The sequence below is a fragment of the Vibrio sp. 99-8-1 genome, from assembly GCF_013114595.1.
Classification (GTDB): domain Bacteria; phylum Pseudomonadota; class Gammaproteobacteria; order Enterobacterales; family Vibrionaceae; genus Vibrio.
In genome coordinates this window covers 143674-158362 of the sequence record NZ_VTXE01000001.1, presented here as the reverse complement: position 1 = coordinate 158362, position 14689 = coordinate 143674, and the positions used below count along the sequence as shown (strand labels likewise).

Here is a 14689-nt window from a genome sequence, read left to right as displayed (position 1 = left end):
AAGGCGAGTGGTGCGGTATGCATGGCATTGCTGATGGCGAATACCGCTTATGCGGCTAAAAAGCCCGAACGTCTTTTATTGACCACTCAGGAGTGGTATCCCTATCAATATAGTGTTGATGGGGTAATGAAAGGACGCGGTATTGAGAAAATAAAATGCATTATGCGAAAAATGGAACAGCCTTATCAGTTAACGATGACCCAATGGGATAATGCTCAATTGCTGGTGGAAGTCGGGACGCAAAATGGTTTTTTCCTAGCCTCGCGAAATGACGTTCGCGATAAATACGCGGTGTTGTCTGATCCGGTGTTAGAGCAAAAATGGAGCTGGTTTTCACTCTCAGACGCGATTGACTTAAATCAGTCTATGTTTAAACAGCAAGTAGAGGTAGCCGCACTTTTTGGCTCAAATAAGTGGTTTTGGTTACAAAATCAGGGTTACTTGGTGAATAAAAAGCCTCGTTCTGTAAAAGCGATGCTAGAACTGCTCATTAGTGGCGATGTAGGCGCTATACTTGGCAATGATGAAGTTATTGAACAAACGATAAAAAAGATGGGCTTAAGTTATCGAGCCATTGCAAAAACAACAGTAAAAAGAAAGCCTTTAGGAGTGTATTTTTCTCGAGAGTTCACCAAAAAATACCCTCAATTTTTATCCACATTTAATCTTGCGATCAAAAAGTGTAAGAGTATTTAGTATGCCATTATCGATTAGAATTATAAGTTCTCCGGACGGTGAGAACATTACAGAATGGAATAAGCAGTTCCCTGAAAGTGGCGGGGACATAGGTCGCGCGTTTGGCTCAACCTTACAATTAAGTGATGCCAGCCGAGAGCTGTCAAATTGTCACGCCACGATAAAAAAGTCCAACCGTGGCTATCATATTATTGATAATAGCTCTAACGGATTGTTTGTTAATGGTAGCAGTACACCATTGGGTAAAGGGAATCAGTCTCCTTTAAATGATGGTGATGTGCTTGATCTGGGGCGTTTTCGCCTGTTGGTTTCCTGCTTTATTCCCAGTGCGCCGGCGCTGCTGTCTCAACCCGCGGGTGAGGTACAAGGGGACGTGTTTGATGACCCGTTCTCCAGCGCTGACGTTGTTGAAAATGTCGAGACAACAAATGATGCCGTCACTGAAGAGGTGGATTTTACCATTTCAGATTATGCAGTGGTGGAAGAGGATCCATTTGGTGGCCAACCGAGTAAAAAGCAGCAGGCCACACCACAAACACATAATGATTTTAGAGAGCTGGACGATGACCCGTTTTCTCAGTTTGATATGAACCCTGTTTTCCCATCATCACCAATGGGTTCCACGCCAACATCAGAGGAAGAGATCAACTCCCCTGTGGCCCTCAATCGTCAAAATCAAGTCAATGTTGATACTCGAATCGAGGATGACCCATTTTTTGGTCCAACGCCCTATGAACCCGATATTGATCAAGCGATAGAGATGGCACTCAACCGATTATTGCAAGAGCTTGCTCCTGAAAATCTTGAATCTATGTTTGATGAGTTATCTACCCCCGGCATGTTTAGGCGTCAGCCCAAATATTGGGAGCTGTATAAGCGTTATTTTAAGCGACAAATGAATTCAAGAGATCTACAAGTGAAGTTTCAAGCGTATTTTAAAGACTCCATCAAAGTGCAACAAAAATTGGAGGGAAAGTAGCATGAAGAATCTGTTTATTGGTGTCGTACTGAGTCTATCTCTCTCCTCATGCGGTTTTTTTAGTGATGAAGTTCCGCCAAAACTGACACTGAAAATCCACGCACAAAAAAACATTAACCCTAATGTGAATGGAGAGGCATCACCTTTAGAGCTACGTGTTTATCAGCTATCTGATAATGACGCATTCAATCAGGCCAGTTTTTTACAGCTCTACGATGATGATCAAGGGGCTCTTAAGTCGGGCTTGGTCTCTACTCGCCACTTGCCAAGTATTTTGCCCGGAGAGTATCGGGTGAAAGCCTTTCCAATTAGTTTAGAAACAAGATACATAGCCGTTGTGGGCTCGTTTGCCAACTACCGAGAAGCAAAGAGCAAAGCCATTTATAAAATTAAGCAACTTGGATTGGTGACGGTTCATGTCTCTATTGATGGTTTAAATATCTCCATATCTGGTGCAGAGGAAGAATAATGGATAATAAAAAAGTCGTTTGGAGTGAGGGAATGTTCCTTAGTCCTCAGCACTTTCAGCAGCAAGAGAGATACCTAGAGAATTACGTTCGTGAGTTTAGTGAGCAGAGTGGAACCATGGCGTTTGGCTTCTCCTTGCTTGATATTGATACGGCGCTATTAAAAATAGGCAAATTTGGCATCAAACATGCCAGAGGACGTTTTCCGGATGGCACGCCTTTTGAACTTCAGCAAGCCTTGGTGATCGATATACCACAAGGTTTTATCAATCAACGAGTCTATTTAGCACTTCCTGTTTATCGTTCAGGAGCCGTCGATGTAGGTGATGACGACCGACTAAGAAATAAACCCAGTGAAACCAGCGTATTTGATACCAGTCGAGACAGAAGTGAACCTGTTCAGCTCGACGTGGCGAACCTAAATGTCACTTTAAAGCTAGAAGGGGAAGAGTTAGAAGATTATACCCTTATCCCTGTGGCGCAAGTGAGTGAGCACAAATCGGAAGGTACAGTACTACTCAACAAAGCGTTTGTGCCGAACTGTTTGCATTTTGGTGCGTCTAGCTATCTGGTAGAAAGTTTAAGTGATATCCATGCTCAAATGCAGTATCGAGCAAACACTATCGCGGTGAGACTCAACGCCGAAAGTCAGAGCAAAAGCTATCAGTCATTGATACGTGATTATTTGTGGATGCAGGCTTTAGGTGGATGGCTACCTAAGCTCAAGCTCTGGGTGGATGGTGAACTGATTGCGACGCGTGATCTCTATTTTGAGTGTATTTCTATGGTAGGCCAGATGGCAGGCCTTGAAGGAAAAATGCCCAAAGAAGTGCTGGCATGGAACCCTAACGAGCTGTACAAAATTTTCTCTCATGTCTTTTCTGAAATGATGCTGCAATTACGAGAAGTGCAGTTAGATAACGTCACCAATCTAAAATGGGACACCAACCTATTTGCCACAAGACGACTGCTTAGAACGCTGATTAAAGAGCGTAGCCTATTTAACAATGGCCGCTTTGTGCTGGTGGTGACCTCGTCGTTAGGTTCGGCAAAACTGGGAGAGCAGTTCCCATTTGCCGCTAAGCTTGCAGGTAATAGCGCAATTGCTGAACTTGTACGTAATGCGCTGTCTGGTGTGCCGTTATTGCCACTACCATATGCGCCTTCCGAGCTAAAATCCCGTCATGATGCTGCCTATTTTGAGCTTGATACTCAATCTGAGCTTTGGAAAGCATTAGTTAAGAAAGATGAACCCATTGCCCTCCATATTGATGACCGTATTGGGGATGTGCAAGTTGAGTTCTACGTAATTAGGTAGGTAGTAGGTGAGCGGATTATTTAACGAAGAACCCACCGTTGTTGTCAGGCGAGATCGCCAGCAAGCTCAACCCTCTGCGAGTAAACCCGCAGAGAAGGTGTATCTGGACTTAAATGGTGCAGACAAATTGCTGGAGAACTTGGAGCTTCATGATAGCCCATTGCTAAATGCAGCGTCTGAGTTATTAAGTGTTTTGGTGACCATTGCTAGACAAGGTTCCCCTAAAAATATAGAGCGTTTTCGACAACAGATCTTAGATGGAATCAGTACTTTTCGTCGCCGTGGTTTATATCTGGACTACCATCCAAGTGTTATAGATAAGAGCTGTTTTGTGCTGTGTGCCGCTTTTGATGAAGCGGTGTTGTACACCAAGTGGGGACAAGAAGGGCGTTGGGAAAATTATTCGTTGCTGAGTAAGGTTTTTTCTCAGCGAAACGGAGGGGAAGCCTTTTTCGTCTTATTGGATAAAGCGCGGGAACAACCCAGTAAATTGGTGGATTTTTTAGAGCTGCAATATGTGCTTATGATGATCGGTTTTAAAGGCCGATATCGCCATGCTGATGAAAATGAACTCAATGAAATTAAAGCGGAAACATACAGTGCTATCCGTCATTTCCGAAATGAAAAGCCGCTGCTGTTGCCTACCACACCAGAGTTACATGAATCCAAATCACCAAGCCGGCCGTTAAGTTTAACCAAGCTATTTTTGTTGATGGGCTTCATCTTATCGAGTGCTTATGCCGCTTCAGAGTATTGGTATTTTAATCGTAGCGAACCATTTGTTGCTCAGTTAACCATGCTCAATGAAGTGAATATGGATCTCACTAATAGTAACCGAGATCTTGTCTATGTCAGTACCGACGATGATCTGGGGTTACAGTCGTCAGATGCGTCATCATCGGACGCCTCACAAACCGAAGCGACAACAACAAATACAGTATTAAAAGAGTGGGAACTGCTATTAGCGTCGTTTGTTAAGTTGGCAGATGCACAATCACTAGCCACCACACTTAAGCGGTCTGGCTATGATGCATTTGTTAAATCGACAGATGAAAGGGTAGATGTACTGTTAATGGCGGGCAATGATTTGTCTGAGGCGAAAAAGCTAAAGAACGAGATAAATGTTCGCTTTAGTTTAAGTGCCACTCTAAGAAGGGCGCAGAAATAAAATGATTAAAAAAATAGTGGTGTTATTGCTGACCTCTGTTCTGTTTATTGCAGGCTTAATGCCTTGGTGGTTCAACTACTTTGTTGATGAGCAAACTTGGCTCAACTATCTATGTATTGTGGTAGGAAGCCTAATACTGTTACTTGGACTGTTTTGGCTATTTAAACCAAAGAAAAAAGACCGAGAAGCAGAGGCTGCACATGAACAACAGATACTGTTAAAAAAAGATAGCCAATACATCAGTGATATTTTTGCTATGTCGGTAAAGAAAGTTCGTGGTAGCGGCAGTAGCAAACTACAAACCCTTTATGACTTGCCATGGTACTTGTTGATTGGCGGAGAAGGTGATGCGAAAAGCTCTGTTCTTCAGCAGAATAACCTTGAGAAGGTATTAAGCCATCAGCTTCAGCCGGAAGAAGAAGAGCAATACCTTACTTTTTGGAGTAATGATCGTGCTGTGGTCATCGAAGTCGGTCATCGTCTGTTTGATAACGAAGGTATTGATGAAGCGCTATGGGAAGTTCTTAGCCAACAGCTAATGAAGCATCGCCCAAGACAGGCGGTGAATGGCATTATTTCAGTGATAGGTTGTGACCGAATACTAAAAGGTGACAGCAAAGATCAGCAACGCTTGAGTTCAATTTTGCAAGAAGCCATTTTGACCCTAAGTGATAAAACTGGCATTCGTATCCCTGTTTATACTCTGTTCTCTAAAGCCGATACCATCGCGGATTTTGTCGACTTTTTTGAGTCTTTTCCTGCTAGCACGCTGGATAATCCGTTTGGCATGACCTTTGAAGATACACCCGCTAAACAGTTTGACTCATACCGTTTTGATGAGCAGTTAAAAGCGTTAATTTCATCGCTGGGGGATCAACAATTTGAGTTGCTGAAGAATATCAGTAGCGATAAGTCCAGCGCGGTTGTGGCGTTCCCTTACCAGCTACGCATCTTTATGGAGCGAGTGAAAAAGCTGCTCAAAGAGATTGGCCGAGAAAACCGAGTGAGAGAGTCTGTCTGGATTCGAGGCGCGTACTTTCTTTCATCAGGACAAAAGGGAGCCAGTTTTGATCTTCTTACTCAAGCGATAGCGGATCAGTCTGAATTTGTAAGTGCCGGCGTCAAAGGCCAAACGAGTCATCGCCGGAGTTTCTTTGTTTCTGGGTTGTTTAGTAAGGTGATCTTGCCAGAAAGTCGTCTGGTGGGGGTAAATAAAACCCGACAGAACAGCTATTACCTGTTAAGAGCGGTCGTGTTGTTGACCATGGTATCACTGCTGGTTGTGGTTGGGCTGGGATTAAAAGATAACTGGAATGCTGATGAAGCATGGCGTGCGAGAACAACTACTCAGTTGAGTGTTTATAGCTCTAATATAGAACGACTCAACTCAGAGAGCAGCTCGCTCACTGACGTTATTGCCGTGTTGTATGAGCTGCGAGAAGTGGTTGCCGAAGGTGTTAGTCACAAGCCGTGGTATGAAAAAGTAAGCATTAAACAAGAGGAGACCGCTCAGCTTGTGAACTTGGCTTACGAGAATCAGCTTAATTTGATTCTGTTACCTAAAATTGAAGAACTTATCAGCAATGAGTTGTATGTTTACATCAGCTTGGGCAATCCAAGCCGTATTTTTGAGATATTGCGTTTTTACCAAATGCTGTTTAATGAACAGCGACTGGACATTGCCGATATGCAAGAGTACTTGCTGGAGAACCTTAAAGACCAAGGTGATGTGTCAGAGGACGATATCAATAAGCTCTCTTACTTGATTCAAGATCTGTTTTCTAGCCAGTATGATAAAACCTTAACTCCAAACAAAGAGCTGATAGCGGTCGCGGTGAATAACCTAGAAGGGCTCTCTCCAGAACGACTTATTTATTCTCGTATTAAGAGTTTGCCTAAGTACAACGCACAGGTTGATATCCGTCGACAACTGGGTGAAAAGTTTGGGCAGATTTTTGTTTTCTCAGACGCCTATCATGGCTTTTTGATGCCAGAGATCTATACCAAGCAAGGCTTTAGTAATTTGGATCTTTCTGCTAAATCCGCCATTCTTAGGTTGCAGCTAAAAGAGTTTAAAATGCTGCAAGGGGATTTTTCTGCTGTTTCCATCACTGAGCTTACCGAGCTAAGCAAACAGATTCAGCGGCTTTACTTTGCTGATTATATTTACCGATGGAAGGACTTAATAAAGAACATCCATGTTAAGTCATTCGGCTCTACTCAAGAGTTTGCGTTGGCATTAAAACTTGCCCGTGAGCCCGCTTCTAGCCCGGTCTTGGACGTTCTTGAAGCCATTGTTGTCAACACTACTCTTGCGGTAGAAGAGCAGCCAGACACCAAACAACAGAAGCAAATTGCTGCCCAACTGGGTATTAAGCAGGTCGCTAAAGTTGCTAAGAAAGCGGATAAAATAAACCGTTTAGCCGGTGATAAGATATTGCGGTTACAACCATCGTTTGTGGTAAATGAAGCATTTAAGAGCTACTCGAGTTACATCAGTGTCGATGGCAATGCGTCAGGAACCGCGCCATTGGACTCACTTTTGGCGCAATTTGATCAGCTCAATGGCTATTTTGATGCTGCGTTAACCAGCGCAAACCCAAGTAAAGCGATTTATGACTATGCTGCGGCTCATGCTCAAGGTAGCCAAGACGCCATTGTCATGTTTGCCAGAGAGTCGAGTAGTGCACCAGGGTATGTTGGCAAATGGGTACAATCCATCGCTAAGCAGTCGTGGGGACATGTGATTGATTCGTCGATGGACTATGTCAATGTTGAGTGGCAAAACAAGGTGTATGAGTTTTACTCTCAAGCCATTTTTGGCCGCTTCCCATTTGTGCCGACAAGTCGCAGTGAAATTGCCCTAAGTGATTTTAGTTCATTCTTTAAAGCGCAGGGGCAGTTAGAGAGTTTTGTTGAGCAAGTACTGAGCCCATTTGTTGAGTGGGATAATGGCCGACTGGTCGCGAAGAGCGTGAATGGTAGAAGCTTACCCATTAGCCGTGACGGTCTGGCTCAGATCTCTTTTAGTAAACAGATTCAAAAACTGTTCTTTAATGCCGCAGGACAAGAGCTGTCGGTCAAATTTAGAATTAAGCCTAGCTCAATGAGCACTGACGTAACTGAGTTTAGAATGGTAGAAGTGGAATCCATTTTTGACTATCGTCATGGGCCAAGAGTGTGGCGTGAGATTAACTGGCCATCGAACAGCGATGAGTCAGAACTTACCAGCAGTTTTTACCGTGCTGAAGATCGAGTGGCAACACAAACTTACAACGGAAAGTGGGGCTTTATACGAGTTATCTTTGACAGCAAGATATCGGCAACGAGTGATAGGCAGGTAAATAAAGTGCTGTATGAGATAGATGGCAAACATATCGTGGTAGATATGACCGTGGGAGACAGCAGCGTTAAGTTTAATAAGTTGTTTTTCTCTGGTTATAAATTGCCCCGTAAGCTGTAGTTTTTGTTGTTTTAATGAATAGCCGATATGAAGCACAGCGAGCTGTGCTAATTAAAACCAGAGAGGATGTTAGCGCATTTAACTTTGAGTGGCAGGCATTACAAGCGTGTGCCTGTCCGGCTGTTCAACCCTTACTGAGCAAAAACAGTGAGGAACGAACGTTAACGTTGCACTATTATGCCGACGCTAAAGATATGCTGAGTTTTTCTTATCAGCATATTGACCGTTTTCTTGAACTTGTTCCACAGTTGATCCGTGTAATCCATCACTGCCATCAACAGGGATGGGTGCATGGTGATATCAAACCATCCAATGTTTTGTACCTAGAAAAGAGCCAGCGTATCGTGTTGATAGACTTCGCTGCCGCACTGCCCCTTGGTTGCGATAGGAATGCGTTATCACAGTGGGAAATGACCCCTACCTTTGCGACTTCCACCAGCCGTAATGGGGTTGGTAGAGTGTCTGCCGGTGATGATTGGAATGCGGTTAATGTCTGGCTGAGGCAGTTAATGCAGCATACATTAACGGTAAGACAACATGGAAAAATTAGCCGCATACTGCAATGGTTAAAGACACGGTTGGAGACACATTCCGACTAGCAGTAACAAAAATCGACTGTCTTCGATCTTTGTTACTGCATGGCAATTTTCTTGCGTTATGGCAAGCATCAGCATAGTGAGCTGCGTGGAGCGGTTTACCCCTTATTGGTTTGAAACTCGGCGACGGCCGCATCCATCTCCTGAGCTTGGCTTGAAACCATATCGACCTCGACCAAACACTGCTCCGCAGAGTGCATGTTATTGTCTGAGATACTGTTTAACTCGGTAATGGATTCACCGACATGATTCATCACAATGCCTTGCTCCTCAATGGCAGAGGCAATTCTCTCTGAGTTGGATTGAATATTGTCCATATCTCCAATAATCTGACTTAAACTCTCATCCAGTGTTTGTGAAGCAGAAAGGGTTTGTTGTCCTTGTTCATTACATTGATCTATATTGGTTACCACCGTTGACATCTGATTTTGAATAGATGAAACCACGTTTGTGATCTCTTCAGTCGACTGGTGGGTGCGGCTTGCTAAGGCTCTTACTTCATCGGCCACCACGGCAAACCCTCGGCCTTGTTCACCTGCTCGTGCGGCCTCTATTGCTGCGTTTAACGCGAGTAAATTAGTCTGCTCAGCAATCTCTTGTATGATGTTTACAGCCCCACCAATTTTATCGACGTTCTCGTTTAACGAAGAGATGGAATGCTGACTTTTACCCAATATGTTAGAGAGTTCATCGACATTTTGTACCGTCGACTGCACAACTTGCCGCCCATGCTTTGCATTGACAGAAGCTTGCTGAACTCCTTCTACCGCGACCGCAGTACTTTCTGAAATTTCATTGATGGTGGCAACCATCTCTTGTACTGATGTGGCCATTGTCGAGGTGTGTTCCACTTGAACATTAAACTGTTCGATCACATCTTGAAGTTCATTATGCATATTACTGGTGTTATGAAACAGCTGAGCTGATTTGCCCTGTGTGCTGGAGATAAGTGTTTCTAACTTATCTAGCAGTCGATCAAAATACATGCCGATCGACGCCAACTCATCATTTCCAGTTAGCTGAGTTCTCATACTTACATTATTGGTTCTGGCGATATTTTGAATGACCGACAGCAGTTTCGCGACTTGTGAATTTATTGAACGGGATATTTGATAAACTAAAGCGATAATTAAAATAATAACGCCTGCGGTTATTGCCTGCTCAATAATCAAAAGTTGCGACTCTTCAGATTTAATTTCACCATCTAAGGCTGCTGAGAAAGTTTTAAACTGTTCTTCTACGGTGTGGGAGAGTTTTCGAGTGTCACCTAATGCTCCCTCGTTATATTTAAGCCCAATCGCAACCTTTTGAGCAACCAGTGTTTCTGCCGCAGTGAGCAGTGGCGTTGACCCCGATGTGGTCAGTAACGAACGGTCAAAGATGCCTTGATGAATCTGTTTGTCAAAAGCAAAGACGGAAAGTAGCTGATCGCCCGTCAGACGAGATTGATACGCTTCTAGAGCAGAGTTGTACGCTCCCAGTAAGCTTTGATCGTCTTTCAGTCCGTGCTCTTGAAATGCAAGTACCAGAGCTTGAAAGCCTTTCTGGTAGCGTAAAGCGTCAGCTTTTAATTGGTCACTGGAAAGAAGCTTAGCGCTAGTCAAAATGCCAGAGAGCTCTTTCTCTAACGATAAAAAAATCTCCATATTATTATTAAACTTATCTAAGTACTTCATATCCTTACGAAGCAAGAAATCTTTTTCGTTGCGTCTTAAGTTTAATAAGCGGATCTCTAATTGTGCGACTAAATTGGTTGCTGTATTAAGTTGCTCGGTATTTTTGGAAAACTGGGAAGTGGTGACGACTAACGTGATGACTCCCAACGTGGCAATAAAGCCTAACATATATAATTTTTGCTTAATGCTCATTCCGTATACCTTTAGCATCTGATTATTGACATTAACATTAACATTAACCATATGAACGAAATTGCAATTAATCAAATGGAAGCTGTAGGTATTATTAAAATAGTCAGTAGTGACTTAAATAGTTAATCATAAATTAATAAATAATTAATAAAAATGTCATAAAAACATCATGTTTTATTTATTTGCTATTCTTGAGTTTAAATCATGCTTGGAATACCGGCTTTGTTTTTAAGGTTAATTCTGGTTTCTACCGCAGGTGATAACAGAAATAATAACGGTATTTATTGAGGAGATGCTTTTTCAGCGAATTACATGCTCGATCTGAACGCGATATAAGTGACAAGCATCTTGAGATTACTTAAGTATAAAGCCCTTTCAGAAAGGGCTTCAATAGTTTAACGTGACTCTAGTGGATAGGAACGATAACTCCACATACCGTACGTGCGCAATGCATCACGGTAGATACCAAGCAGTTCACTGCTGCTGGCCTTAATAAGTGTTTTTAGCGGTTTATCAGGGTAGCTAACAGTGTCAAAGGTGATCCCTTTTGGACCTGTTTGCCAACTGGCGATTTCAAATAGTGTTTGGCCGCGACGAACGTGGCTTGCCGAACTGATGATCGTTGCGTGTTTTATATTATGGCGAGCTAAAATATAGCTACTAAATAGTGCATTGCCTACCGTGCTGGTGGCGTAGTTTTCGTCAATGATACGCTCTTTTTTGACGCCATTTTTTATCAGCCAGTCAGCCATTAACTTGCCTTCGGTTTTATGGTTTTTTGGTACGCCGCCTGTTAGCACGATAAGCGCATCAGGGTTGGCCTTGGCCATTTTTAATGTTGTTTGCAAGCGCTCTTCTAAGATTGGGTGCATGGAGCCATCAGGGTTTAATGCGTAACCTAAAGTGACAATAGCGCCTTTGCTGTCTAATTTACCTTTATCTGCATTCTCTTTCAGGGGCGTGACTAGAATGCGTTCAACGGTTTGGAAGATGCGTTTGATATCGGCTGCTTTGCCCGCATCTAGTTTAGTTAACGCTGCCATGTGTTTGTTTGACTCGGTTTGATTGCCTTTAAATCGTTGCCATACAGCAAGGTAGGCATGTAAATCCACATCGTCAGGAGCTACATTCAAAGCTTGCTTAAACAGATCGATGGCTCCATCTACATTTTTGTTATAGATCTGAGCATTAGCCGCGGAAATCAATAAATCGGTGCGATAAGGCTCTAGCTGATAGGCTTCGAGAAGTCGATTGGTCACGATTTCCATATTGCTTGGCATTTTTGCAGTAAAGCCCGCGTGAGAAATACGTGTAGGGGACTTGAATGCATTTAGGGCATCATTTAACAACTGATCGACTACTTGGCGTTTGGTTACTACTTGCGAATAGTCGGTGGAAGACTGGATTGCAGAGGCATTGGCAGCAAAAGTAATGGGTGCTGAAGTTAGCGCGATAATACTACTAAGAGTTAGAGCGATAATATTTTTTCTCATGGAGTTAACCTTCTTTTTTATACTACATAATTTTCAGTGTAAATTTTCCATTCGAAATAAATTGAGTAGAGATTCACAGTTGTATTTATTTATGAGTAGGTCAGGTTAAAATAAGAATTTTCCTACAAATTGATGTCTATTATTGCTGCATTTAATGGTCTTTTCTTTGTGGTTTTAATAAGAAAATTCGCATTGATTAAAATGATTTTAGATTGTTTTGAAGTGATTGATAATATAATTGAATGTGTTTGATTGTCTGAATTTCATCTACTGCTTATTGATAATATTCTGCTTTTCTAATAAAAAATAATATATTGATGTATTATTTTTTTAAGCCATAGTACGTTTGTCTCATCATTTACTAGTACTCTTGGCAAGCCAACTAGTGAAACTAAGCGAATAAATTTAACTCATGATAGTAATGTTGAAATTGCTACTGGATATTATGGGATTCTCTCTGTTAAGAGTCAGATTAATAGACAAGAACTTGGCTGGTATGGCAGTTGGGATGATAACAATCGGCCAGGTTCTTTCGAGTATGATATTGCACAGGATGTCGATGAAGTTGATTTGGAAAACCTGACAAATCTATAAAAAATCAATCTATTACAAAAAGAGGAAAATAACAAACGGGGAGCATATGGGGTACATATAAACAAGTCGGCTTTTCAAAGCCTAGTAAATTCACAATTACCAACGGAATATTTGAAGGGACTAAATGCATAAAGAGTGAATATTGAGCAAGGTAAAAATGATCAAAGCTAGCGACTAAAGTCATGTAAGCTGAAAAGTGATATGTATGGTATATTAACCTTATAGTCGGTTTAGAAATCTTATCGAGGTTCAATGAGCATCAGTATTAGCAAGATATTGAGTTCCCATGATATTAATGAGTTAAAAGCGCAAGGTTCCTATCTTGAGCTTAAGCGCGTGACTGAGAACCAGCTAAGCCTCAAGCTAAACGTCCGCAGTTGGGTAACTCTGTTCGATAAGGTCACACACCTGCAGAAAGCGGCGCCAGCCAATAAAGCCTCGATCTTAAGCATCATCAGCAGCCATCCTGTCGAAGATGCAAAGAAACAGATCGAAAAGCTGATAGATGTGAAGTTCAGTACGGCTGACAGTAAGCAGTTAAAAAGCCATTTCTTATTGCTTTGCAAAGCATTCAAAAAAGCGGCCTTTGACCCTTACCAGAAATTCGAAGAAACCAAGCACAAGAACTTTCAGCACAGTTCCAGACTAGAAGGCATCAACATGAATGTTGTTGCCGATAAATCACTGGAATCTGTCTTAGCCAAATACCAGAGATAGCGATGGACAAATATGATGCGGCCGGCGATCACTATTGCTATCCCGACACCTCTGTTCTAAAGAACAAGCTAAACATTAAAGACCTTGATACGCTGGAAGATGCTGAACGGGAAATCACCGAGATCCAGATAAACGAAGTTGTCTATCACACACCGCCTTATAATCTCGATTACTTAAAATCGCTACACAAAACTCTTTTCTCCAGCCTATACGACTGGGCCGGCACAACCCGCACCATCGATATCTCAAAAGGCGGTACACGTTTCTGCTACTTTGACCGCATCGAGCCGGAAGCTGCCAGATTGTTTGCTGCACTGGAAAAAGAGAACTGGTTACAAGACCTGGACAGGGAAACCTTCTGTGACAGACTCGCAGAGCACTATTGCGAGATCAATATGCTGCATCCATTCCGTGAAGGAAATGGCCGTGTTCAGCGTCTGCTTTTCGAACATATTGCCCTATCCGCAGGATATGAACTGAGCTGGGAAGATGTGCTGCCGGAAGAGTGGATTCAGGCCAATATCGACGGTGTAAATGTAAATTATGCCTCTATGGCCAGAATCTTTAAAAGAATCGTTACTTAGATTACCAAGCCAAAATCTCGTCACCAGCATCATGGGTAATGATTGCAGAAAAATAACCCGCCACACTAGAAACCGCAGCTCGGATAGGATTATCTGAGTTTTCCATATCTGCAATGTATCCCATGCGAAGTTCGCCATAACTGTAGTTTAAAAATGGTTGCCAACTATCATTGATTAGAACTTCTGTATCACCTTCTGATGTGGCGATTTTAATTGTCTCACCGGTCACTGGATTTTCAGCCACAATAGAATCTAAACAAAATCTCAAATTGTCTTGAGACTCAACAAACTCTTGCCATTCCTGTTCATCGATTTCTCGGCCAGTCTCGTTGAAATCTACGTCATACGCTTGTGTAACGATCAAAGTTATACTCATTTATTCAATACCAATTTGATTCGCCCAATTTTTGAAGCCTAACTCTTTTGAAAGGGCTATTAAGATTGCTTTCTCTTCTTCAGTTGCACTTTGTAAAAGGCTTGCTACTGCCTCAATCTCTTTTAAATCATCATCTTCTGTGTATTCTTCGTCATTTCGGTCGCAAGCTAAATACTGCACTAGGTAAATTAGCGATTTACATACTGATTCCATACTATTCTCCAAGTTACTTTGACGGATTCATTATCCAGAAACGGATAAGCGCAACAATTCCTACACGATTCTATTCCAACCACCGCACTTAAAATACTCCGTACATCACTAAATAGACAATGAAAGCAAAACAAGATAACCAACTGAATAATCTAGA

The 14689-nt window shown here is 42.3% G+C and carries 13 protein-coding genes; 9 read left to right on the top strand and 4 right to left on the bottom strand.

Annotated features, from left to right (window positions below):
- The first annotated feature begins 21 nt into the window (after nt 1–21).
- From F0227_RS00690 to F0227_RS00660, 7 genes are read left to right on the top strand one after another with little or no spacing between them, the layout of a single operon-like run.
- The gene (locus tag F0227_RS00690) at nt 22–696 is read left to right on the top strand and encodes a transporter substrate-binding domain-containing protein (protein ID WP_253822001.1); all 675 of its coding nucleotides are present in this window, start codon (nt 22–24) and stop codon (nt 694–696) included.
- 1 nt (nt 697) lies between these two features.
- On the top strand, nt 698–1675 hold the full coding sequence (locus F0227_RS00685; protein WP_171751219.1) for an FHA domain-containing protein: 978 nt from the start codon (nt 698–700) through the stop codon (nt 1673–1675).
- 1 nt (nt 1676) lies between these two features.
- Nucleotides 1677–2144: a type VI secretion system lipoprotein TssJ gene (gene tssJ, locus F0227_RS00680; protein ID WP_171751218.1), complete on the top strand. Its 468-nt coding sequence runs from the start codon at nt 1677–1679 to the stop codon at nt 2142–2144.
- Nucleotides 2144–3460 carry a type VI secretion system baseplate subunit TssK gene (tssK, locus tag F0227_RS00675; protein ID WP_171751217.1) on the top strand — a complete coding sequence of 439 codons (1317 nt, stop codon included), beginning with the start codon at nt 2144–2146 and terminating at the stop codon, nt 3458–3460. The genes tssJ and tssK overlap by 1 nt, the downstream gene beginning before the upstream one ends.
- A 7-nt stretch (nt 3461–3467) precedes the next feature.
- Nucleotides 3468–4628 carry a type IVB secretion system protein IcmH/DotU gene (gene icmH / locus F0227_RS00670; protein ID WP_171751216.1) on the top strand — a complete coding sequence of 387 codons (1161 nt, stop codon included), beginning with the start codon at nt 3468–3470 and terminating at the stop codon, nt 4626–4628.
- A 1-nt stretch (nt 4629) separates the two neighbouring features.
- Complete coding sequence (gene tssM / locus F0227_RS00665; RefSeq protein WP_171751215.1) at nt 4630–8091, top strand: type VI secretion system membrane subunit TssM; 3462 nt, start codon at nt 4630–4632, stop codon at nt 8089–8091.
- A 14-nt stretch (nt 8092–8105) separates the two neighbouring features.
- Nucleotides 8106–8690: a serine/threonine-protein kinase gene (locus F0227_RS00660; RefSeq protein ID WP_171751214.1), complete on the top strand. Its 585-nt coding sequence runs from the start codon at nt 8106–8108 to the stop codon at nt 8688–8690.
- A 95-nt stretch (nt 8691–8785) separates the two neighbouring features.
- Here the strand turns inward: F0227_RS00660 and F0227_RS00655 are convergent, their stop codons facing one another.
- Entirely contained in the window at nt 8786–10555 is a 1770-nt protein-coding gene (locus tag F0227_RS00655) for a methyl-accepting chemotaxis protein (RefSeq protein ID WP_171751213.1), read from the bottom strand.
- A 395-nt stretch (nt 10556–10950) separates the two neighbouring features.
- Entirely contained in the window at nt 10951–12048 is a 1098-nt protein-coding gene (locus tag F0227_RS00650; protein WP_171751212.1) for a YdcF family protein, read from the bottom strand.
- A gap of 846 nt (nt 12049–12894) precedes the next feature.
- Between F0227_RS00650 and F0227_RS00645 the strand changes: the two genes are divergently transcribed.
- Together F0227_RS00645 and F0227_RS00640 are read left to right on the top strand one after the other, a co-directional pair.
- A complete protein-coding gene (locus F0227_RS00645; RefSeq protein WP_171751211.1) occupies nt 12895–13359 on the top strand; it encodes a YhfG family protein in 465 nt (154 codons plus the stop codon).
- A gap of 2 nt (nt 13360–13361) precedes the next feature.
- A complete protein-coding gene (locus F0227_RS00640) occupies nt 13362–13943 on the top strand; it encodes a putative adenosine monophosphate-protein transferase Fic (protein ID WP_171751210.1) in 582 nt (193 codons plus the stop codon).
- Between the two features lies 1 nt (nt 13944).
- On the opposite strand, the gene F0227_RS00635 is transcribed toward F0227_RS00640, so the two are convergent.
- A complete protein-coding gene (locus F0227_RS00635) occupies nt 13945–14319 on the bottom strand; it encodes a hypothetical protein (protein WP_171751209.1) in 375 nt (124 codons plus the stop codon).
- The gene (locus tag F0227_RS00630) at nt 14320–14532 is read right to left on the bottom strand and encodes a hypothetical protein (RefSeq protein ID WP_171751208.1); all 213 of its coding nucleotides are present in this window, start codon (nt 14530–14532) and stop codon (nt 14320–14322) included.
- Nucleotides 14533–14689: the final 157 nt, after the last annotated feature.

Excerpts from the sequence above, each read along its gene's own strand:
- F0227_RS00690 (WP_253822001.1), top strand. The coding sequence starts at position 22 with ATGGCATTGCTGATGGCGAATACCGCTTATGCGGCTAAAAAGCCCGAA.
- F0227_RS00685 (WP_171751219.1), top strand. The coding sequence starts at position 698 with ATGCCATTATCGATTAGAATTATAAGTTCTCCGGACGGTGAGAACATT.
- tssJ (WP_171751218.1), top strand. The coding sequence starts at position 1,677 with ATGAAGAATCTGTTTATTGGTGTCGTACTGAGTCTATCTCTCTCCTCA.
- tssK (WP_171751217.1), top strand. The coding sequence starts at position 2,144 with ATGGATAATAAAAAAGTCGTTTGGAGTGAGGGAATGTTCCTTAGTCCT.
- tssM (WP_171751215.1), top strand. The coding sequence starts at position 4,630 with ATGATTAAAAAAATAGTGGTGTTATTGCTGACCTCTGTTCTGTTTATT.
- F0227_RS00660 (WP_171751214.1), top strand. The coding sequence starts at position 8,106 with ATGAATAGCCGATATGAAGCACAGCGAGCTGTGCTAATTAAAACCAGA.
- F0227_RS00655 (WP_171751213.1), bottom strand. The coding sequence starts at position 10,555 with ATGAGCATTAAGCAAAAATTATATATGTTAGGCTTTATTGCCACGTTG.
- F0227_RS00650 (WP_171751212.1), bottom strand. The coding sequence starts at position 12,048 with ATGAGAAAAAATATTATCGCTCTAACTCTTAGTAGTATTATCGCGCTA.
- F0227_RS00645 (WP_171751211.1), top strand. The coding sequence starts at position 12,895 with ATGAGCATCAGTATTAGCAAGATATTGAGTTCCCATGATATTAATGAG.
- F0227_RS00640 (WP_171751210.1), top strand. The coding sequence starts at position 13,362 with ATGGACAAATATGATGCGGCCGGCGATCACTATTGCTATCCCGACACC.
- F0227_RS00635 (WP_171751209.1), bottom strand. The coding sequence starts at position 14,319 with ATGAGTATAACTTTGATCGTTACACAAGCGTATGACGTAGATTTCAAC.
- F0227_RS00630 (WP_171751208.1), bottom strand. The coding sequence starts at position 14,532 with ATGGAATCAGTATGTAAATCGCTAATTTACCTAGTGCAGTATTTAGCT.